Origin of the sequence: Flavobacterium sp. 22659, from assembly GCF_052044235.1 — a bacterium.
GTDB lineage: Bacteria > Bacteroidota > Bacteroidia > Flavobacteriales > Flavobacteriaceae > Flavobacterium > Flavobacterium johnsoniae.
This window is the reverse complement of the sequence record NZ_JBQEMU010000004.1, coordinates 128,532-147,626: the sequence shown is the minus strand read 5'-3', so window position 1 is coordinate 147,626 and position 19,095 is coordinate 128,532. Positions and strand designations below refer to the sequence as shown.

Annotated in this window: 19 protein-coding genes; 13 read left to right on the top strand and 6 right to left on the bottom strand. The window is 33.3% G+C overall.

Annotated features, from left to right (window positions below; translation table 11 throughout):
* Positions 1 to 240 precede the first annotated feature (240 nt).
* The 8 genes from ACTJIW_RS06190 to ACTJIW_RS06155 all read left to right on the top strand — a co-directional run bounded on the left by ACTJIW_RS06190 (position 241) and on the right by ACTJIW_RS06155 (position 11,528).
* Positions 241 to 3,276: a SusC/RagA family TonB-linked outer membrane protein gene (locus ACTJIW_RS06190; protein WP_121361736.1), complete on the top strand. Its 3,036-nt coding sequence runs from the start codon at positions 241 to 243 to the stop codon at positions 3,274 to 3,276.
* A gap of 11 nt (positions 3,277 to 3,287) precedes the next feature.
* Complete coding sequence (locus tag ACTJIW_RS06185) at positions 3,288 to 4,787, top strand: RagB/SusD family nutrient uptake outer membrane protein (RefSeq protein WP_440714963.1); 1,500 nt, start codon at positions 3,288 to 3,290, stop codon at positions 4,785 to 4,787.
* A 12-nt stretch (positions 4,788 to 4,799) separates the two neighbouring features.
* Positions 4,800 to 6,398, top strand: coding sequence for a hypothetical protein (locus ACTJIW_RS06180; protein WP_440714964.1), 1,599 nt, complete (start codon positions 4,800 to 4,802; stop codon positions 6,396 to 6,398).
* An 11-nt stretch (positions 6,399 to 6,409) separates the two neighbouring features.
* Positions 6,410 to 8,080, top strand: a complete 1,671-nt coding sequence (locus tag ACTJIW_RS06175; RefSeq protein WP_440714965.1) for a family 16 glycosylhydrolase — start codon at positions 6,410 to 6,412, stop codon at positions 8,078 to 8,080.
* Positions 8,081 to 8,148: 68 nt separating this feature from the next.
* On the top strand, positions 8,149 to 8,907 hold the full coding sequence (locus ACTJIW_RS06170; protein ID WP_440714966.1) for a glycoside hydrolase family 16 protein: 759 nt from the start codon (positions 8,149 to 8,151) through the stop codon (positions 8,905 to 8,907).
* A 320-nt stretch (positions 8,908 to 9,227) separates the two neighbouring features.
* Positions 9,228 to 9,812, top strand: a complete 585-nt coding sequence (locus tag ACTJIW_RS06165; protein WP_012024502.1) for an RNA polymerase sigma factor — start codon at positions 9,228 to 9,230, stop codon at positions 9,810 to 9,812.
* A 50-nt stretch (positions 9,813 to 9,862) separates the two neighbouring features.
* A complete protein-coding gene (locus ACTJIW_RS06160) occupies positions 9,863 to 10,006 on the top strand; it encodes a hypothetical protein (protein WP_165608771.1) in 144 nt (47 codons plus the stop codon).
* 457 nt (positions 10,007 to 10,463) lie between these two features.
* Entirely contained in the window at positions 10,464 to 11,528 is a 1,065-nt protein-coding gene (locus tag ACTJIW_RS06155; RefSeq protein ID WP_012024503.1) for a tetratricopeptide repeat protein, read from the top strand.
* Positions 11,529 to 11,543: 15 nt separating this feature from the next.
* Here ACTJIW_RS06155 and ACTJIW_RS06150 read toward each other — a convergent pair whose 3' ends face one another.
* Positions 11,544 to 12,200 (bottom strand): endonuclease III domain-containing protein, encoded by a 657-nt coding sequence (locus ACTJIW_RS06150; RefSeq protein WP_012024504.1) that lies wholly within the window; start codon positions 12,198 to 12,200, stop codon positions 11,544 to 11,546.
* A 67-nt stretch (positions 12,201 to 12,267) separates the two neighbouring features.
* Between ACTJIW_RS06150 and ACTJIW_RS06145 the strand changes: the two genes are divergently transcribed.
* Complete coding sequence (locus ACTJIW_RS06145; RefSeq protein WP_012024505.1) at positions 12,268 to 12,822, top strand: Imm21 family immunity protein; 555 nt, start codon at positions 12,268 to 12,270, stop codon at positions 12,820 to 12,822.
* A 26-nt stretch (positions 12,823 to 12,848) separates the two neighbouring features.
* The gene (gene bcp, locus ACTJIW_RS06140; protein WP_012024506.1) at positions 12,849 to 13,301 is read left to right on the top strand and encodes a thioredoxin-dependent thiol peroxidase; all 453 of its coding nucleotides are present in this window, start codon (positions 12,849 to 12,851) and stop codon (positions 13,299 to 13,301) included.
* 267 nt (positions 13,302 to 13,568) lie between these two features.
* Here bcp and ACTJIW_RS06135 read toward each other — a convergent pair whose 3' ends face one another.
* Positions 13,569 to 15,029: a TonB-dependent receptor gene (locus tag ACTJIW_RS06135; RefSeq protein ID WP_073409682.1), complete on the bottom strand. Its 1,461-nt coding sequence runs from the start codon at positions 15,027 to 15,029 to the stop codon at positions 13,569 to 13,571.
* 89 nt (positions 15,030 to 15,118) lie between these two features.
* On the opposite strand from ACTJIW_RS06135, the gene ACTJIW_RS06130 reads away from it, so the two are divergent.
* Genes ACTJIW_RS06130 through ACTJIW_RS06120 form a run of 3 tightly spaced genes read left to right on the top strand, consistent with a single transcriptional unit; the run spans position 15,119 to position 16,868 of the window.
* Positions 15,119 to 15,883 carry an MBL fold metallo-hydrolase gene (locus ACTJIW_RS06130; protein ID WP_440714967.1) on the top strand — a complete coding sequence of 255 codons (765 nt, stop codon included), beginning with the start codon at positions 15,119 to 15,121 and terminating at the stop codon, positions 15,881 to 15,883.
* Between the two features lie 13 nt (positions 15,884 to 15,896).
* The gene (locus ACTJIW_RS06125) at positions 15,897 to 16,400 is read left to right on the top strand and encodes a hypothetical protein (RefSeq protein ID WP_012024509.1); all 504 of its coding nucleotides are present in this window, start codon (positions 15,897 to 15,899) and stop codon (positions 16,398 to 16,400) included.
* 45 nt (positions 16,401 to 16,445) lie between these two features.
* Positions 16,446 to 16,868, top strand: coding sequence for a hypothetical protein (locus ACTJIW_RS06120; protein WP_262410486.1), 423 nt, complete (start codon positions 16,446 to 16,448; stop codon positions 16,866 to 16,868).
* A gap of 59 nt (positions 16,869 to 16,927) precedes the next feature.
* Here ACTJIW_RS06120 and ACTJIW_RS06115 read toward each other — a convergent pair whose 3' ends face one another.
* From ACTJIW_RS06115 to ACTJIW_RS06100, 4 genes are all read right to left on the bottom strand, one after another.
* Positions 16,928 to 17,098: a hypothetical protein gene (locus tag ACTJIW_RS06115; protein WP_440714968.1), complete on the bottom strand. Its 171-nt coding sequence runs from the start codon at positions 17,096 to 17,098 to the stop codon at positions 16,928 to 16,930.
* A gap of 137 nt (positions 17,099 to 17,235) precedes the next feature.
* A complete protein-coding gene (locus ACTJIW_RS06110; RefSeq protein ID WP_440714969.1) occupies positions 17,236 to 17,559 on the bottom strand; it encodes a hypothetical protein in 324 nt (107 codons plus the stop codon).
* Positions 17,560 to 17,588: 29 nt separating this feature from the next.
* Positions 17,589 to 18,182 (bottom strand): hypothetical protein, encoded by a 594-nt coding sequence (locus tag ACTJIW_RS06105; RefSeq protein ID WP_440714970.1) that lies wholly within the window; start codon positions 18,180 to 18,182, stop codon positions 17,589 to 17,591.
* Positions 18,183 to 18,294: 112 nt separating this feature from the next.
* Complete coding sequence (locus ACTJIW_RS06100) at positions 18,295 to 18,939, bottom strand: alpha/beta hydrolase (RefSeq protein ID WP_440714971.1); 645 nt, start codon at positions 18,937 to 18,939, stop codon at positions 18,295 to 18,297.
* Positions 18,940 to 19,095: the final 156 nt, after the last annotated feature.

The following is a 19,095-nucleotide window of genomic DNA, read 5'->3' as shown; positions in this document are numbered from 1 at the left end:
AATCCCAAAATCAGTATAAAATACCTATACATTACCACAACATTATGGTTTTATTAGGAATTTAAGAGGGAAATGTTAACAAAATTAACATTCTGAAATTGTAGTTATTTGGTGCTTTATTTTATCATATCCTGAATTTAGGCTTTGTTTTTTTATGATGTATGTTTTTTGTTGAGGTTAATTTTATCGTTTTAATAAGAGGAACAAATAAATTTAACTTTCAATAAAAACTAACTAATTATGAAATCCAAATTATTACTAACAGTACTATTACTGTTTACATCTTTTGCATTCTCGCAGAACTTAGATGTATCAGGAACGGTATTAGATGCTTCTGGTTTATCATTGCCAGGTGTAAATGTAAAAGTTAAAAATTCGTCTAAAAGTACAACCACGGACTTCGACGGATCTTTTAAACTAACCGATGTTCCAAAAGGAACTGTAATTGTTTTTAGTTATATTGGTTACAGAACACAGGAGGCTGCTGTTTCTGGAACTAAAATGACAGTTAAAATGAGCGACGATGCTAAGTCACTTGATGAGGTCGTTGTTATTGGTTACGGTACTCAGAAAAAAAGAGAAGTTACCGGGTCTGTTGCTGTTGTAGACAGCAAAACACTAGATGTTTTGAAACCAGCCAGAATCGAGCAGGCTCTGCAGGGAACTGTTTCAGGAGTGAATGTAACGACGCAGTCAGGAGCGCCGGGTGCACCGCTTGATATTCGTATTCGTGGTATAGCCACAAATGGTGAAAACAGACCAACGGTTATTATTGACGGTTATGTTGGAGATTTAGGACTTTTAAATCCTAATGATATAGAAACCATTACAGTTTTAAAAGATGCTCAGGCAGCAATCTACGGTACAATTGGTGCAAACGGAATCATTTTGGTTACTACTAAAATGGGGAAAAAGAATTCTCAAACCAGAGTTTCATTTAATAGTTATGCAGGTTTTCAGCAGACTTCAAGAAAACTGCCTACTTTAAACGCTACAGAATATGCACTGCTTTTAAATGAAAGTTATGCAAATGGAGGAAGACCACTGCCTTATCCAAATGTGAGTTCACTAGGAAAAGGAACAAACTGGCAGGATGAAGTTTTTCAAAATGCTCCAATTATCAATAACGATTTAACAATTTCCGGCGGATCTGATAAAATTACTTATTCTATCAGTGGTTCTCATTTAGATCAGGAAGGTATTGTGGGAGGCGACAAATCTGGATTTTTAAGAAATACAGCCAGAATTGGTCTAGGTGCAGATTTAAGCGATAAAATTAAATTAAAGACCAACGTTATTTATACCTATTTTACAAGAAATACATTAAATGAAAACGGATTAGGATCTGTTCTTTTTAACGCTTTAAACGTTCCGGCAACATTAAGTCCGTATGATGCAAACGGCGATTTTACTCTAGTGCCGAGTACAGCAGGTTTAGGAACCGAAATTATTAATCCTTTGGCGCAGATTGCTAATACTTACAATGATTATAATTATAAAAAATTAAACGGAAATTTTGGTTTAGATTATAAAATCTTCAAAGGATTTACCTTATCGAGTTCTATAGGTTTTAATACGTCAAACAGTGAATCAAAAACGTTTAATAAACAAATAAGCTACGGCGGAAAAGTTTTTGATGTACAAAGAAGCTCAGTTACACAAGGAGCTGTAAATGATAACAATTACTCATTTGACCTTTTTGGTACATACAATGCAAAAATTGCACAATCTCATAATATTACAGGAACAATTGGAACAACCATTTTTAAAGAATGGGGGAATGGCTTGACAGCAACTGGTTTTGATGTGCCTAATAATGTTTGGGAAAATGCCGATATCTCTTTAACAAAAGGAACTTCAGAAACACTTACCAATAGTTCTTATGTTTACGATCAAAGAAGACTTTCTTATTTTGGAAGATTACAATACGATTACAAAGGAAAATATCTACTTTCTGCTATGTTAAGACGTGATTCTTCTACAAAATTCGGACCTGGAAACAAAGTAGGTTACTTCCCTTCGTTTACAGCTGGATGGGTAGTTTCTGACGAAAGTTTCTTTGGACAGCCTAAATTTGTAAACTTCCTGAAATTTAGAGCGAGTTACGGAACTTTAGGAAATGACCAGATTCCTAACTACGGTTATTTAGGATTATTAAATGGAGAAGCTACTTATGTATTTAATGGAGCTTTAGTAAACGGAACAGCAAACGGGCAGGTGCCAAATCCAAATTTGAAATGGGAAGAAGCTCAGAAGTTTGATGTTGGTTTAGACTTAAAAATATTAAATGACAAAGTTTTCATCGTTGCTGATTATTTTATTGATACCAGAAAAGATTTATTGATTCCTAATATTCCGGTTTCAGGTATTAACGGTACTGGTGCGCCAGGTGCGAGTGCACCGACTTTAAATGCTGGAACAGTTAAAAATTCAGGTTTTGAATTCTCTATAGATTATAAAGATAAAATATCTGATGCACTGACTTTCAGCGTAGGTTACAATGTTACTTTCCTTAAAAATAAAGTTACTGAAGTGAATAACGGAACAGGATTTATTGAAGGCGGTGCATTTGGTGTAGGACAGCCTGCTCCTTCAAGAATGGAAGTTGGTAAACCGATGGGGTATTTCTATGGATACAAAACTGACGGAATTTTTCAGACTCAGGCAGAAGTTGACGCACATCCATCTCAGGTGGCTTTAGGAGCAAATGCTGCGCCTGGAGACATTCGTTATGTTGACTTAAACGGAGACGGTGTAATTGATACAAAAGATAAAACGGATATTGGTAATCCAATTCCAGACGCTACAATGGGTTTCAATCTGCAGTTAAATTACAAGTCACTTGATTTCGCTGTATTTACATTTGCATCAGTAGGAAATGATATGGTGCGTAACTACGAAAGAACACTTTCTGATGCCAATCGTATAAATTATGTTTTAGACAGATGGACAGGACCTGGGACAAGTAATTCGACGCCAAGAGTAACAACAGGAGCAACATCAAATAATGTTTTTTCAAATTATTTTGTAGAAGATGCTTCTTATGTAAGAATTCAAAATGTACAGCTTGGTTATACACTTAATCCGGAAATATCAAAAAGAGCAGGAGTATCTAAATTAAGACTTTATGCAGGAGTAAATAACCTTTACACATTTACAAAATACAAAGGTTTTGATCCAGGTGCTTCAAATGGAGCTCCAATTGGAGGAGGAATCGATTATGGTTTCTATCCAATCCCAAGAACCTATTTAATGGGCTTAAACATTAATTTTTAATTTCAGTTAAAATGAAAAAGTATTTATTTATTTCCACTATAACACTGGTTTTATTCTCGACCGTACTAACATCATGTTCGGATGAGTTTGTAGATCCAAAACCAGAATATTCTATCGATGCTGAGAATTACTTTAATTCTAAAGAAGAATATGACAATGCATTAATTGCAGCTTATGATTTACTGCAGTCTTCTTATGTAAATGTTTTATTAGGAGAAATTGCTTCAGATAATACACTTTGCGGAGGAGAAAGCCCAACCGATGTAATTGGTTTCCAGCAGATCGATGATATGATTCATACACCTGTAAACAGTAATTTAAGAGATATCTGGAATTGGATGTTTGCCGGTGTTCAAAGAGCAAATTATATCCTTGAATTTCAAAATAAAACAGATTTTCCGGGAAGAACCCAAGTCATAGCAGAAGCACGTTTTTTAAGAGCGTATTATCAGTTTGAGTTAGTAAAATGGTTTGGAGGTATCCCGATGAAAGGAGATGCGAGATTTAAAATTGGAGATGAAAAAATAATTCCCCGCTCATCAGTTCAGGAAGTGTACGCTTCTATTGAAGCCGATTTGATTTTCGCATCTGCTAATCTGTCTCCAAATGCAGCGCAGCAGGGACGCATAACAAAAGGCGCTGCTCAGGCATTATTAGGAAAAGCCTATTTGTACCAAAATAAATTTGCTCAGGCTGCAGCTTCACTTGATGCTGTAATTACTTCTGGGAAATACAAATTGGTAACAGATTATAATGCAATGTTTGAAGCAGAAGGAGAAAACGGAACAGAATCTGTTTTTGAAGTGCAGTATACAGATGTTGAAGGAGCAGGATTTGGATGTTTACAATGCAGTGAAGGAAACGTAGCTGTTGGTTTTAATGGTATTCGTAACTATTCAGGGCCTTTATTCTCTTCTGGATACAGCTTTAATATTCCAACTCAGGAATCGTATGATGCATTTAAAAGCGGAGATAAACGCAAAGATGTAGCTATTTTAGATATTAATGCATGGGCTTTGGCTAATGCTTCTTATGATAACGGAAACGGTATCACATTCGGAAAAGGAAATGAAGATACAGGTTTCTTCAATAGAAAATATCTTCCAAGAAAAAGAAGCAAAGATGCTGCAGGAGATTTGAACTTAACAAATCCAAACAACTACAGAGCGATTCGTTATGCAGATGTACTTTTAATGGCTGCAGAAGCATATAACAGAGGAGGAATTGATGACGGAAAAGCAAGAACGTATTTAAATGAAGTAAGAAGACGTGCTTTTGGAGATACAAATCATGATATTGCAACTTCGGGAGCAGCTTTGACTGATAATATTTTAGACGAAAGAAGAGTTGAACTTTTTGGCGAAGGACATCGTTTCTTTGACTTGGTTAGAACTGGTAAAGCTGCCGGAACTATCCCTGGCTTTAAAGCGAATAAAAACGAATTATTTCCACTTCCAATTGAAGAAATTCAATTTGCTAACGGAAACTGGGCACAAAATCCTGGATACTAAAAAACATCAATTATGAAAAAAATACATTTTATTATAAATTTTTTCGTTTTGGCAGTACTCATAGGCTGTGCAAACGATGACTTAGATATTGATTTAGACGGAATAGCTGCCCCGGCAAATATTTCGGTCTTAATTACAGTTACGCAGGATAATACCGGAAAAGTTACCTTCCTGCCAAAAGGTGAAGGTGCAACACAGTACAAAATTAGTTTTGGCGACGGAACACCAGATTCTGATTACATAGGAGTTGGATCGACAGTTTCTCACGTTTACAAAGAAGGCGTTTATAAGTCGAAAATTATTGCGTCAGGACTTAGCGGCAAAACAGCTGAAATAGAGAAAGAAGTTGTTGTTTCTTTTAGAGCTCCGGAAAATTTACAAGTTGTAGTAACAAATGATAAATTGGTTTCTAATAAAATAACCGTTACAGCAACCGCTGATTTTGCCTTGTTTTATGATGTGTATTTTGGAGAAGCAGGACATCCTGATCCAATTTCAGCTAATAATGGAGAACCAGTTTCGTACACTTATCAGGCTGCAGGAGTTTATACAATTAAAGTTGTTTCTAAAAGTGCTGCTATTAAAACAACTGAACATACAGAAGAAGTTACGGCAAAATTAGTATTGAACCCAACTACATCTGCACCGGCACAGCCAGGCAGACAAGCAGGAGATGTTATTTCAATTTTCAGTTCTAAATACACAGATATTGCAGGAACTAATTTTTATCCAAACTGGGGGCAGTCAACAGGATTTGCTGAGTTTGATTTAGATGGAGATAAAATGCTTAACTATACAAATCTAAATTATCAGGGAATTGCGCTGGCAGATAATGTTACGATTGATGTTTCAGGAATGGAATATCTTCACATGGATATCTGGACAGCAGATTTAGATAAACTGGCAATTTTCCCAATTAGTAAATCAAATGGAGAAAGAAAGGTTGTAAAAGATCTTACAGCAAACCAATGGACTAGTATAGATATTCCAATTTCAGACTTTACAAGTCAGTCTGGTTTTACAGTTGCTGATATTTTCCAATTAAAATTAGATGCTGTTACGGCAGGAAAAAGCGTTTATATTGATAATATTTATTTCTATAAAACAGCTTCTCAATCAATAGGGTTGCCAATTGATTTCGAATCAACTTTAACTTACGCTTGGGGCGGATTTGGAAATGTAGATGCTTCAGTAGTTACAAATCCTAATAAAACAGGAGTTAATGTTTCTAATAAAGTGGTAAAGCTGGACAAAAAGACAGGGGCTGAAACCTGGGGAGGAGCAAGTTTAAATCTTGAAAATCCATTTGATGCTTCAAAAGGAACTAAAGTAAAAGTAACAGTTTGGTCGCCAAAAGCAGGTGCTGCAATATTATACAAAATGGAACTTTCGACTTCACCAAAAGACGGTAACGGAAATCCAAGTGTTAATTTAGAAGTACAGGCATTAACAACAGTTGCTAATGGATGGGAAGTATTGACATTCGACCTTACAACTGCAGCTTCTTTCAACAGCAGTATAAAATACGACAGAGTAATTCTATTCCCTGATTTCGGCAAAAACGGACTAGGAGAAACGTATTACTTTGATGATATTAAACAATCCAATTAAAACAAGAAATCATGAGCAAGAAATTAATTATAAAGATAGTATCCCTATTTACGATTCTCTTGATGACGGGTTGTCAGAAAGACGATTTTACATTCGGATCAATAACTACACCATCTAATTTAAAGGTAACAGCCGAAATTGTTGGTAAAACGGCCGATGCTCCTTATGGAGACGGATCTGGAATAGTAAAGTTTGCTGCAACAGCAGATAATGCTATTTCGTATAAATATGTATATCCAGACGGAACTTCTGATAATGCTCCAAGCGGAAAAATTTCTAAAAGATTTACCAAAACAGGAGTTAACACCTATACCGTAACTGTTGTAGCAACAGGAGCAGGAGGAGTAGCAGCAAATACAACAATCGATGTTGAAGTAAAAAGTGATTTTAGCGATGATCAGGCCGTTCAATTGCTTACCGGAGGATCTTCTAAAAAATGGTATTGGGCAGCCGGAGAACCAGGACATCTTGGTGTAGGTCAGAACGATGGCGATGCAGAGAAAAACTTCTTCCCTAATTACTACAGTGCAGGAGCATTTGAAAAAGCAAATTCACCAAACAGCAGCTGTTTATACGATAACGTATTGACATTCTCACTTGATGGAGATCAGCTTAAATTCCAATTAGATAATGGCGGAGCAACATTCTTCAATAAAGATTTTGGAAGCGTTGCTGGAGCATCTGGTTTATCAGAAGACATGTGTTTAAGCTATAACACTGGTGCTGCAAAAACAGTTTCATTAAGCCCTTCTGAATCTGTGATAATGAATAACCCAAAATATGCAGAGCAGACAAGAGGTACAACAATGAACTTCTCAGACAATGGATTTATGGGTTACTATATTGGTCAAAATTCTTATGAGATTTTATCACTTACAGCTAATCGTATGGTAGTGAGAGCGGTAATGGGCGGAAATCCGGCATTGGCATGGTACCATACCTTTACAACTACGCCTCCAAATCAAAATCCAAATCCATCAACAGATTATACAAATCTTGTATGGCAGGACGAATTTAATACAGACGGAGCGCCAGATCCTGCAAAATGGGTTTATGATTTAGGAAGAGGCGATAACGGCTGGGGAAATAATGAAAAACAAAATTATACCAGTTCAGCTTCAAACATAAAAGTACAAGGCGGAAGCTTAATTATTACAGCTAAAAAAGAAGCTTCTGGCGGAGCAGATTATTCTTCGGCAAGACTTAAATCAGATGGAAAATATTCTTTTACATATGGTAAAGTTGAGGTTCGTGCCAAACTGCCTTCTGGCGGCGGAACCTGGCCGGCTATCTGGATGCTTGGGCAGAATTATGCAACAAAACCATGGCCTGCCTGCGGAGAAATTGATATTATGGAACACGTAGGAAACAATCAGAACGTGATTCACGGTACATTTCATTATCCGGCACGTTTTGGCGGAAACGCAGATACAGCATCGAAAACAATTCCAAATGTATCTACAGAGTTTCATGTTTATAAAACAATCTGGAGTCCGGAATCTATCTCAATTTATGTTGATGATACACTGATTCATACCCTGGCAAATACTGCATCATTACCTTTTAACAGCAGCTTTTTCTTGATTTTAAATGTTGCAATGGGAGGTAATTTGGGTGGAGCTATTGATGGTGCTTTTTCACAATCTTCTATGGAAGTTGATTATGTTAGAGTATATCAATAAGTTGAGTTAATTAATTAGTAATTCTGAGAAGGTCAGTTTAGGCTGGCCTTCTTAATTAAAAAAAGAATATGAATAAAATAGTTTTACTGCTGTTAATCTGTAATTTTTCGTATGCACAGGAAACAAAAAGAAAATTAGTCTGGGAAGAAAATTTCAGTAAAAAAAATATAAACGAAAAAGACTGGAATTTTGAACTTGGCGACGGCTGTCCAGATTTATGTGGTTACGGAAATAATGAAAGACAGATTTATACCAAAACAAACCACGAAATAAAAGATGGAAATTTAATTATTGAAGCCAGAAAAGAAGGAAATACATATACTTCGACCAAAATTACTACAAAAGGCAAAAAGGAATTTAAATACGGCAGAATTGAAGCAAGGGCAAAACTGCCAATCGGGCATGGTTTATGGCCGGCGTTTTGGATGCTTGGAGCTAATATTGATGAGGTAAAATGGCCAAAAACAGGTGAAATTGATATCTTGGAATATATAGGCAGAGATCCTCATATGGTTTACACAACCCTGCATACGCAAGACAGCCATGGAAATACAATCAATACAAAACGTACAGAATTTCCAAATATTGAAGAAGGTTATCATGTATATGCCATTGAGTGGAACAAAGACAAAATTGATTTTTTTGTTGATACAACTTTAGTTTACACCTTCAATCCGGAAGTGAAAAATGAAGACACATGGCCTTTTGATAAACCATTTTATATCATTGTAAATTTGGCAATTGGAGGCAATTTTGGAGGTCCGGAAGTAGATGATTCTGTGTTACCGCAAAAATATTACGTAGATTATATACGAGTTTACCAATAAAAAATAATACCTTAAAATTTCAGTAATAAAGCAGGTGTAAGTAGTTTAAGTGATTAATTGTAAGTTATTTACATCTGTTTTTTAAATGTTGCAAATAGTTTTTTTAAATCTATTTTTTTAACTATTTTTAATGAAATAAAACTTTGCAGTAAAAAACTTAACGATTTATTGTTAATTATTATTGTTTTTGTTTGCTTTTTAAAATAAATATTTGTTAAATTTGGTCACAATATTAACATAACTCAAAAAAAAGATCCGCCTATAAAATAAAATTACTTTTTAGAATTACTCCAAATTATTAAAACTAAAAAAGTAGTATTATGGCTGATCTGCATACTCCAGACGCTCTATTAGTAAAAAATTATGTTGAAGGCAGTGAAGCTGCTCTTGCAACATTAATTAAAAGGCACGAATCTAAGATATATGGTTTTATATATTCTAAGATTGCTGATAGAGATATTTCAAATGATATTTTCCAAGACACTTTTATTAAAGTGATAAAAACATTAAAAAGCAATTCTTATAACGAAGAAGGTAAATTTCTTCCGTGGGTAATGCGTATTTCACACAACTTAATTGTGGATCACTTTCGCAAAACCAAAAAGATGCCAATGTACAGAGAAACCGAAGAGTTTTCAATATTCTCAATTATGTCTGATGATTCGTTAAACATCGAAAGCAGAATGATTGTAGATCAGGTTGAGGTGGACTTAAAAAGACTAATTGAAGAACTTCCGGAAGACCAAAAAGAAGTTTTGGTAATGAGAATGTATCAGGACATGAGCTTTAAAGAAATATCAGAATTAACAGACGTAAGTATCAATACAGCATTAGGAAGAATGCGTTATGCGTTGATGAATTTGAGAAAAATTATCGACAAACATCAAATTATTTTGACCAACTAATACTATTTTGAAAATTAGCCCGTTATACTATAATAAAACACTAACACAGTATGGCGAAAATTTACTCAAAAAAAGCATTAGCTTCTAAAGATTTAAAACCTAAAAAAGAAGTAGTTTCTTTTTTATTAAGTTATTCACAAGCTTTAAAAGTTGTGAAAATCGAAGATAAAAGTTTTGAAATCATAGCTAATTAAACAGCCCGCTGCTTTGGTCGGATGTTTATTTCGAAAGAAAAACCAAATGGTCGTTTTGGTTAAAAGCTCACTATTTGTATGCAGATACAGATAGTGAGTTTTTTTATGCAATAAACTTGGTGAAATTTAAATAATGTAAGGTTTTTGGTGGTTTTTTATTGTTATTTGTTAAAGTTTTTAATTTTTACTCTTATTTGTTAGTTTTTTCGATTATTAATTTTATTTTAGTTAAAAAGTAATTTTTATTTCAGTAAAAATGAGTAATGTTTACTTTTAATATAAACCAACTAACCAACCAGTAATAAATGTTTAATTTAATACCAGTAATTGTATGGCGAAAAACTACTCAGCTTCATTTTAGTTTTGTTTAGACCTTAATACTTATTAAGAGCAGGATTTTATTAAACGTAAAATCTTTTAAAACCCCAGTCTATTTAATAACAAAACTTTACAAGAAATGAAAAATAACCTTATTGTGTTATCAATATTTCTATTGGTAACAGTAGGAGCATTTGCTCAAAAAGACCAGATAAAAGAAGCCCAGTCTTTATATGATAAAGGAAAAAACGAAGAGGCATTAGCAGTTTTAAAAAAAACAGAATATTTGATCATAAATGCATCAGATTCAGATAAGTCGGATTTCTTTTATTTAAAAGGAAACATCTGCAAAGATTTAGCAGCAAAAAATATAGATGCAATAAATAATTTTGCTCAGGCTTCCAGTGCTTATCAGGATGTTCTTCTGTATGAAAATGATTCCCGTAATTACAAATATGCTTTCAAAGCCAATTTAGCTTTAAAAGGTATGAAATCTACATTGGTAGACGGAGCATTTAGTGATTACAAAGCAGGAAAATTTAAAGAAAGCGCGGCTAAAAGTTATGAAGTTTATCTGATAGATAAAAAAGATACTTTGAACCTTTTCAATGCGGCAGGATCTTCTTTAAACGGAAAAGATTATGTTTCTGCAATTAAGTATTATGAAGAGCTTAGAAAGATAAATTATACCGGTAAAGGGATGGTTTATTATGCGATGAATAAAAAAACAAAAACAGAAGAAGCTTTTATTTCAAGAAGTGCACGAGAATCAAATATTCAGGCTGGACTTTATGAAAAACCCAGAGATTTTCTGCCTCCGTCTAAAAAAGAAGATATTCTTATATCATTAGGATATTGCTACTTAGAAAGAAATGATTATGTCAATGCAGCAAAATATTACGAAAGCGATCTTCAGTTAAATCCAAATTGCCTGGATTGCTGTATTAACCTTGCTTACGTAAAAATGCAGTTAAAAAAAGAAATACTGGATCAGATGAATCAATTGGGCAATAGTCCAAAAGAAATGAAAGAGTATGACAAACTAAGTGCACAAAAAGATGAAATTGTAAAAAGTGCCATTCCTTATCTTAAAAAAGCATTGACAATTGAACCTAAAAATGAAGAAGCTACAAAAACACTTTTAGGTGTATATCGATCACTTGATATGACAAATGAATACAATGCGTTAAAAAACGGAATGTAAAAAAAACAGAAGCTGCTAAACTTTCTTTTTAGCAGCTTCTTCTAATATTGATTTTTTGCCGACAGTTCTGGTAATGATATCTTTTTCAAGACTCCATCCACGGGCAGGAGAGTATTCTCGGCCATACCAAATGATCTGTAAATGCAAATCGTTCCATAAATCTCTTGGAAATAATCGTTTAGCATCTTTTTCAGTCTGAGCTACACTTTTTCCGTTCGACAAATTCCATCTGTGCATCAATCTATGAATATGTGTATCTACAGGAAATGCCGGAACGCCAAAAGCCTGAGACATTACAACACTTGCTGTTTTGTGTCCTACAGCTGGTAATTCTTCAAGAGCTTCAAAACTCTGCGGTACTTCTCCATTATGTTTTTCAATTAAAATTTCAGATAAACCATGAATTCCTTTTGATTTCATTGGCGATAAACCACACGGACGAATAATTTCCTTAATTTCTTCAATTGACATTTTTACCATATCATACGGGTTATCTGCTTTTGCAAACAAAAGAGGTGTAATCTGGTTCACACGTACATCTGTGCATTGTGCAGAAAGCAATACGGCAATTAATAAAGTATATGGGTCTTTATGATCAAGAGGAACAGGTATAGTAGGGTAGAGTTCTTTTAACGTATTTATAACAAATTGTACGCGGGCTTCTTTATTCATTTCCGTAATTTTAAAGTCGTAAAAGTAATATAAATTTTACTTGAGCAGTTTAGTAATAATATAAAATATGGGTAATTTACAATGGGTAGATTCATCAGGAGGTCCTCTTGTTCTTATTTCTGATAAATCAGCAGAATTTTGGAGTGGAATATTAAAACGAAGCGCATATTTAGCAAAAATTAAAGAAGATGTAGAAGATTTTTTAGATCCAAATGAAACTGATTACGGAAAGGCTTGTATGATTAATAATTATTTAGGACTTGTTAAAGTTCAAAATGAAGATGTATTAGTAATTGCAGATGAACCTTTATCAACATCATTCTTTTTTGTGTCTGAAAAACCTGTTTTAGCAAGATGGATTTATGGAGAAGATAAAGCTTCGGTTAATTATTTTTTATTGAATATTGAATTGGATTTGATTGAAAATTGGCATTTTGAATTTATAATTGATTTTTTTTCGGATAAACAATTTTTGTTTGATTCAGTTAATTCGTTCGATAAGAAAATAAAACAATATTTGGAAATAAATATTAAAAAGGGATGTTATAAAATATTTACGTCTTTGTTTGAACCTGATGACAAAACAAAACTAGTATTACATAAATTTGAAATCGAAAGTTAATAAAACCTAAAATCTAAAATAAAAATATGACAACATTAAAAGCCGGAGATAAAGCACCAAACTTTTCAGGAACAGATCAAGACGGAAAAACACATAAACTGGCAGATTATGCTGGAAAAAAACTCGTAGTATTTTTTTATCCAAAAGCAAGTACACCTGGATGTACAGCTGAAGCCTGCGATTTGAGAGATAATTTTGAGCGCTTTAAAGCAAATAATTACGAACTTTTGGGAGTAAGTGCAGACAGCCAGAAAGCGCAGTCAAAATTTAAAGATAAATACGAATTTCCTTTTCCGTTAATTGCAGATGAAGATAAAGCAGTTATTAATGCTTTTGGAGTTTGGGGACCAAAGAAGTTTATGGGAAAAGAATACGACGGAATTCACAGAACTACTTTTGTAATCGATGAAAAAGGAATCATCGAAGAAGTAATTGAAAAAGTAAAAACAAAAGAACACGCTTCGCAGATTTTGAAATAGAGTTTTTTTGTTTCAAGTTTCATGTTTCAAGTTGTTTTACTTAACGCTTAGTTTTACCGCAAAGCACGCTGAGTTTTTTTGCTTGAGCTTGAGCTGAAACCCGCAAAGTTCGCAAAGCTAAATCTGTATAAAGCTTTGCGAACTTTGCGCATTTATTAAGTTTGGCCCATAAAAAAACTTAGCGTGCTTTGCGGTAAAAAAATACCCGCTCCAACAATAACTTGAAACTTGAAACAAAAAAAAGTCCCAATAAAGGGACTTTTTTTATTATGTATTTTGTTCTAATTCTTTCTGAGGATGATATCCAAAAAGATGATGTTCTTTTATAATCTCTGAAATACCGCTTGGAAGCATAGGTTCCCAGCCTTTTTTACCCTGATTGATCATTTTTAGAACTTCACGAGAGAATACTGATAAATTATCCGGATCGTAATCTTCAATGTCAACAACTTTTCCGTTAAACTTAAAGAACTTGTAAAGTTCTTTCATTCTTGGGTGTACTTTTAAGTTGTTTGAATTCATCAATACACCATCTTCATCTAACATTGGATATAAGAATACTTTCATATCACGATAGAATAATTTTCCAAACGCTTCAAGAATTCCTCCGCTCAAATGGCGGTAGTATTTCTCGTCAAAAATATCAACAAGGTTGTTTACACCCATTGCCAGTCCCATACGGGCTTTAGTATAATTAGCGAAATATTCTACTACTTTGTAATACTCCTGGAAATTCGAGATCATAACCGTTTGTCCTAATGAACAAAGCAGTTCGGCTCTATCCATAAAATCACGTTCGTCAATCTCACCATCTGAACGTAAATTTGAAAGTGTGATTTCAAAAACAACAAGAGTGTTATTTTTTTCTACTTTATTTTCTTTAAGGAACATTTCTAATGATTTCTCATACATGTCCATGTTTACTTTCGTAACCGGGCGGAAACTTCCTCTTAAAGCTAAAAGGTTCTTTTTGTAAAGAATAGCAGCAGGCAGAATGTTTTTCCCTTCAGGATTAAACATCACCGCATCAGTCATTCCGTTTTTAACCAGTTGTAAACTCATCAAACGATTATCAACATCTGCAAAACGAGGTCCGGAAAAGTTAATAGTGTCAATTTCTAACTGATCTTTGTCTAAGTGATCGTATAAGTAACGAAGTAATCGTTTTGGATCGTTGTATTTGTAAAAAGCACCGTAAATTAAGTTTACACCTAAAATTCCAAGTGTTTCTTGTTGTAATCTTGCATCAGTCTCTTTAAAACGAATATGAAGAATAATTTCGTTGTAAGCTTCGTCTGGTTCAATTTGGTATCGAATTCCAACCCATCCGTGACCTTTAAATTGTTTAGCAAAATCTATTGTAGCGACCGTATTGGCGTAACTGAAAAAAAGTTTGGTTGGATGTTTTTCGCGGCTTAAACGCTCTTCAATGATCTGTCCTTCATGGGTAAGCATTTTTTTTAAACGCTCTTCAGTAACATATCTTCCGTCGTTTTCAGCACCATAAACGGCGTCGCTAAAATCTTTGTCATAGGCAGACATCGCTTTTGCAATAGTTCCTGATGAACCTCCGGATCTGAAAAAATGTCTAACTGTCTCTTGTCCAGCTCCAATTTCAGCAAATGTTCCGTAAATATTCTCGTTTAAATTAATGCGTAATGCTTTGTCTTTTATAGAAGGAATCTGTTCGATGACTTTGTCACCTTTGAGTTTTATTTCTGTACCCATTTTATTTTAAATAGATTTGTTACAAAGTTAGTAAATTAGGCTTTTAATGAAAGGAAATAATCCTATTTTTGTAAAAAAAATAAGTTCAATTGAAGGTCTATTTTTTAGGTACTGGTACTTCTCAAGGCATTCCTATCATCGGAATCGATCATCCCGTTTGTAAAAGCACTGATGCTAAGGACAAAAGATTCCGTGTATCCATCTGGATTACATGGGAGGAGCATTCGTATGTAATCGATTGTGGTCCCGATTTCAGGCAGCAAATGCTTTCCTGCGGATGCCGTAAACTCGATGCTATTTTATTTACTCACGAACATTCAGATCATACAGCTGGTTTAGATGATATACGTCCGTTTAATTTCCGTCAGGGAGAAATTCCTATTTACGGGCATAAACGCGTTCTAGATAATTTAAGACGTCGTTTTGATTATGTTTTTGAAACTGTAAATAAATATCCCGGAGCGCCAAGCGTAAAAACTATTGAAGTTAAAAACAACGAATCCTTTGCCGTTGGAGATAAAACAGCGATCCCAATAAACGCGATGCATGGTGATTTACAGGTTTTTGGATACCGCATTCAGGATTTTGCATATTTAACCGATGTAAAAACGATTGAACAAGCTGAAATTGATAAACTAAAAGGTTTAAAAGTTTTAGTGGTAAATGCCTTGCGTGTAGAACCTCACGACACTCACTTTAACCTTCAGGAAGCACTGGATTTTATTAATTTGGTAAAACCAGAAAAAGCGTATTTAACACATATCAGCCACGTATTAGGTTTTCATGAAGAAGTGCAGAAACAACTTCCGGAAAATGTTTTTCTGGCTTACGATAATTTAGAAATTACAATTTAATTATACCACAAAAATGAAAAAATCCTTAATGCTTTACCTTTTTATCCTTGCGATATTAATGAATGTTTTTACATACATGTTTTATAGCCGCGAAGTTAAATTTGGTGAAGAAAGATATGAGAAAACAACTAAAAAGCTAAGAGACAGCATTAATTTGGTTTCAGCTAAATTAGCCGAAGCAGATTATTTTTCTTTGGAACACAACGAAAATGCACAAAACTATTTTGATAACAGTGCATCTGGAGGAAAAGTAATTTTATTTGAAAAACTGATTCCGGTTGTAACAGAGAAATTATTAGATTTTAATGCAAATCCAAAAGGGAATCCATATACAGGACAAGACCAAATAGGTCCAAATAAATTTATCATTAACAAAGTAAAACTTTTAAACCACCGTTGGATCATTGCAGATTACAGTAACGGAGAATTATGGGGAGAAGTCTTGTTAAAATACTTTGTTGATAATGATGATAACATTACCTTTGAAGTAAATCAAACTTGGTTATATCAAAAATAGGATTTTTTATCCTATTTTTTTTGACCCAATAAAATAGATAGGATTATGAAAAAGATGTTTTTGTTAACGATTATTGCAATTGCGGGATTTTCTTGTGCTAAAAAAGTTTCTCAAGAAAATACTGTTGTAAAAGAACCGCAGGAAAAGAAATTAGTTGGAGGAGATTCTGATGAACATGGATGTAAAGGTTCAGCCGGCTATACCTGGTCAACGCTTAAAAAAGAATGTATTAGAGTTTTTGAAGGAACAAAACTGTCGCATTACGATGATGGTAAAACCTATACTACAGTTTCTTACGTAATCTTCGAAGGAAATAAAGCAGAACTTTTCTTAGATACTCAAAAAGAATCAATAATTTTAGAAAGAAAATCAGAAGGAGATTCGTGGATTAATGGCGATTGGCAGTTAATTCCATGGAAAGGATATGTTTTGAAGAAAGCAGGGAAGATTCTTTATACTGGGGAATAAAGTTTACAGTCGCAGTTTTCAGTCTCAGTTGTTGGGCTGAAAACTGCGACTTTTTTTTACTATAATTTATTTATTATTCGATCAAAAAAGTCATCTCTTTCAGAAACGATTCCTAAGTGTTTATGATAACGTAATCCGGAAGTTTCAGCCTGTGCATTTTCATTTGCTAACAGAGCATATTCTTTTGCAGTTTGAATGTTGGAATTGTAATAATTTAGAATTGCCAGCATCGAAAAAACTTTATACTTATCAATAGGAAATAATAAACCCGATATTTTCTCTTCTAATATCTTTTCTACATTTAAATATTCATTAGTTAATTTATTTTTGATAATTAACTCAGAATAAATTATATCGGAATTTGTTTTTACGTTTGGATAAACTTTTTCAAAATCAATTGCTTTTCTATAATATTCGATTGCTTTTCTAAATTTTTTTCAAGTAAAAAAATATCTCCAAAAGTTTTATAAACAGAACTTTTCTCCAAATTATTGTCAGGATAGTCATCAAGAACTTTTTGAAGTAATTCTTTTGCAATGTTTAAAAGTTTATTGTCTTTAGTGTACAATAATTCAATAGCCTGAATTTTTAGATATTGCGCACGTCCATTTTTTCTTGCACGTGAAAGTTTGGTAAAAAAATGCTCTTCATCATCTTTCGCCCATGTTTTTTTTCTAAACCAATCTGACATATTTACTTTTTTAATTTGACTAAAGTCTTTTATTTGTTATCAAAAAAGGCAGTCAATGATTTTGAAGTTTCCTCAGGTTGTTTCAATTGTATAAATTCTCCGTTTTCATCTATTGTAAAAATTCCTTTAAACACTTCCGGCATTACTTCATATTGCTCATTTACCTGATCTAAAGTTACTTTGAAACAATTGTATTTATATTTATCAGCGAGGTATGGTAAAGCATTTTTTCCTCTTAATAGCTCATATTCCTGATAATTATAAGGCGTAGTTACCTGTCTTTTTTTTAATATTTCATTAAATTTTATCAGAAGCTTTTCTATCTCTTTTTCAGATATAAATTTTGCAAGCCCGCGAAGAGCATATATCTTCATGTCCAGATACCTTTCTTTTTTATAAGCATTATTAAAGAAATCTTTTAATTCTGGAAAATCGCAGTCATATAATAATCTTAATATTTTATTTCTTATATCAAGATGTTTTGTAGTAGAATAAATTCTTATTAGATGACTAATATTGTTTTTATCAATCAAATTCTTATCTAAAGAAAATAAAGCTTTTCTAAAATCAGGTTTATTTTCTTTGATTTTTTCATCAGTTAATATTTCAGGAAATTTGCTCATAGCCATTTAAATTTATTGTAAACTCAATACAAATGAGTCAACTTTTTGGCTTCAAAGTTAAAACTTAAAAATGAAAAATTAAATTAAAATGAAAGATATTTCCTTCAATAAACTATAGTGTTAACCAATTTTTAAAATCAAAGAAATTCTGCGGTGCAACGCCGTGACCAACAGGATATTCTTTATACGTAACCGGAATATTTAATTTTTCTAAAATTGCCGGAGTTTTTCTAGCCCATTCAATTGGAATAACCTGATCTACAGTTCCGTGTGAAGCAAAAAACTTTAGGTTTTTGAAATCATTATTTTCAAAACCTTCTTTTATAATTTCTTCATTAAAATAACCGCTCATAGCCACAACTCTCTGAATTTTTTCAGGATAAGAAAGTGCTGTCGCATAGCTTAAAATAGATCCCTGGCTGAAACCAATCAAAGTCACATTGTTGGCATCAATTGGATAATTTGCCACTAATTCATCAATAAAACCCGCAATTAGATCTCTTGAAGTTCTGGCTTGCTCATTGTCTGAAAATTTATTCTGATCTGCATCAAAATTAATCGCGTACCAGGCATAAGCTCCATATTGTAAATCATAAGGCGCTCTTGCAGAAATTATATAATAATTATCAGGAAGTTCAGATGCAAATGAGAATAAATCAGCCTCATTGCTTCCGTATCCGTGTAATAAAAGTAACAACGGATTTTTATCTAAAATTACTTTTGGTTCTCTTATTTTGTATTCTAAAGATAGACTCATATTTTTAATTGTGAATTGTAAATTGTGAATTGTTGATTTTCAGTCGCAGTCTCAATTTTTAGTTGTTAACTTTAACAAACTTTGTTGATGATGTTATTAGATAAATCCGTTGAAATCCGTGTTTTTGCTTGCAAATCCGTGTTATCTGTGTTCTAA

What these genes read in the sequence shown, in the direction of transcription:
- ACTJIW_RS06190 (WP_121361736.1), top strand. Translation starts at nt 241, where the DNA reads ATGAAATCCAAATTATTACTAACAGTACTATTACTGTTTACATCTTTT.
- ACTJIW_RS06185 (WP_440714963.1), top strand. Translation starts at nt 3,288, where the DNA reads ATGAAAAAGTATTTATTTATTTCCACTATAACACTGGTTTTATTCTCG.
- ACTJIW_RS06180 (WP_440714964.1), top strand. Translation starts at nt 4,800, where the DNA reads ATGAAAAAAATACATTTTATTATAAATTTTTTCGTTTTGGCAGTACTC.
- ACTJIW_RS06175 (WP_440714965.1), top strand. Translation starts at nt 6,410, where the DNA reads ATGAGCAAGAAATTAATTATAAAGATAGTATCCCTATTTACGATTCTC.
- ACTJIW_RS06170 (WP_440714966.1), top strand. Translation starts at nt 8,149, where the DNA reads ATGAATAAAATAGTTTTACTGCTGTTAATCTGTAATTTTTCGTATGCA.
- ACTJIW_RS06165 (WP_012024502.1), top strand. Translation starts at nt 9,228, where the DNA reads ATGGCTGATCTGCATACTCCAGACGCTCTATTAGTAAAAAATTATGTT.
- ACTJIW_RS06160 (WP_165608771.1), top strand. Translation starts at nt 9,863, where the DNA reads ATGGCGAAAATTTACTCAAAAAAAGCATTAGCTTCTAAAGATTTAAAA.
- ACTJIW_RS06155 (WP_012024503.1), top strand. Translation starts at nt 10,464, where the DNA reads ATGAAAAATAACCTTATTGTGTTATCAATATTTCTATTGGTAACAGTA.
- ACTJIW_RS06150 (WP_012024504.1), bottom strand. Translation starts at nt 12,200, where the DNA reads ATGAATAAAGAAGCCCGCGTACAATTTGTTATAAATACGTTAAAAGAA.
- ACTJIW_RS06145 (WP_012024505.1), top strand. Translation starts at nt 12,268, where the DNA reads ATGGGTAATTTACAATGGGTAGATTCATCAGGAGGTCCTCTTGTTCTT.
- bcp (WP_012024506.1), top strand. Translation starts at nt 12,849, where the DNA reads ATGACAACATTAAAAGCCGGAGATAAAGCACCAAACTTTTCAGGAACA.
- ACTJIW_RS06135 (WP_073409682.1), bottom strand. Translation starts at nt 15,029, where the DNA reads ATGGGTACAGAAATAAAACTCAAAGGTGACAAAGTCATCGAACAGATT.
- ACTJIW_RS06125 (WP_012024509.1), top strand. Translation starts at nt 15,897, where the DNA reads ATGAAAAAATCCTTAATGCTTTACCTTTTTATCCTTGCGATATTAATG.
- ACTJIW_RS06120 (WP_262410486.1), top strand. Translation starts at nt 16,446, where the DNA reads ATGAAAAAGATGTTTTTGTTAACGATTATTGCAATTGCGGGATTTTCT.
- ACTJIW_RS06115 (WP_440714968.1), bottom strand. Translation starts at nt 17,098, where the DNA reads ATGCTGGCAATTCTAAATTATTACAATTCCAACATTCAAACTGCAAAA.
- ACTJIW_RS06110 (WP_440714969.1), bottom strand. Translation starts at nt 17,559, where the DNA reads ATGTCAGATTGGTTTAGAAAAAAAACATGGGCGAAAGATGATGAAGAG.
- ACTJIW_RS06105 (WP_440714970.1), bottom strand. Translation starts at nt 18,182, where the DNA reads ATGAGCAAATTTCCTGAAATATTAACTGATGAAAAAATCAAAGAAAAT.
- ACTJIW_RS06100 (WP_440714971.1), bottom strand. Translation starts at nt 18,939, where the DNA reads ATGAGTCTATCTTTAGAATACAAAATAAGAGAACCAAAAGTAATTTTA.